At 79.1% G+C, this 1,027-nt stretch carries 2 pseudogenes; both read right to left on the bottom strand.

The features are described 5' to 3' along the window. Positions 1–768 (bottom strand): annotated as a pseudogene (locus KS423_RS46150) (DNA polymerase Y family protein); the annotation flags it as partial. 1 nt (position 769) lies between these two features. After that, a pseudogene (locus KS423_RS46145) lies at positions 770–1,027 on the bottom strand (hypothetical protein); the annotation flags it as partial.

Raw genomic sequence — 1,027 nt, 5'->3', positions numbered from 1 at the left:
CGGCTGCAGGCCGCGGGCCAGCCGGTGCGCGACCGTCCCGGACGGGCCGAAGCGGTCCGCGACCGACTCGGCCGGCAGCGCGGCGAAGGCCCCGACGGTGGGCAGGCCGAGCCGCCCGAGCAGTTCGGCCAGCGCCTCGTCGCCCAGCGCACCCACCGGGTACGGGGCGAGGAACTCCGCCGTCCGGCCGGCCGGGACCAGCACTCCGGCCCGGGCGGCGAGCACGGCGGCGAACAGGCCGTCGGCGACGCCGACCTGGGCCTGCGGGGCGGCTGTGCCCTGGGCCTGCGGGGCAGCTGTGCCCTGGGCCTGCGGAACGGCTGCCCGCCGTTCCTCGACAACCACCGCGCCCGGGACGGCGTCCGGGACGAGCGGCTGCCCGAGGGCGTCCGCCACCGCCCTGCCGACCTTGCCGGCCAGCGCCTCCTCACCGTCGAAGTAGCGGCCCGGGCCCTTCACCGGGATCGCGCACAGGCCCGGGCGGATCACCTCCACCCGGGGTGTGAACGCCTCCACCGCCGCGACCACCGGCTCGAAGCGGCGGGTCTCCGCCTCCGGGTCGCGGTCGCGCAGCTCCAACTCCGGGCAGAGCCGCTGGGCCAGCTTGAGCCGCTGCCCCTGCCGCACCCCGGCCGCCCGGGCGCCCGCCGAGCAGGCGAGGATCCGCCCGCCCTCGGTCACCGCGACCGGGTCGTCGCCGGTGACGGCCGCCACCGGCCAGTCCGGGCACCAGACCACCAGCACCCGGGGGGTCCTGTCGTCCGCCATCTCAGACCACCGCCGCCACGCGGAGTGCCGTCCGCTCGGCCACCGGTTCCGCCACTGGCTGTGGCTGCTCCTGGAGCGGGCGCACCGCGCCGTGCTCGTCCGGCAGCCAGAGCCGGGCCGTCCGGCCGCGCGCCGCCGAGCCTCGACCCTCGGCCACCACCTCCACCTGCCGGCCGACGAGCTGCCCGTGGCCGTCGCCCAGCCCGAACCAGCGCCCGGAGCGCACCCCCAGCCGCAGTGCCGCGCCCGGCCACGGTCC

It is taken from the genome of Streptomyces sp. LS1784 (assembly GCF_020103755.1).
In the GTDB taxonomy this organism is placed as follows: Bacteria; Actinomycetota; Actinomycetes; order Streptomycetales; family Streptomycetaceae; genus Kitasatospora.
This window is presented reverse-complemented; position numbering and strand designations above follow the sequence as displayed.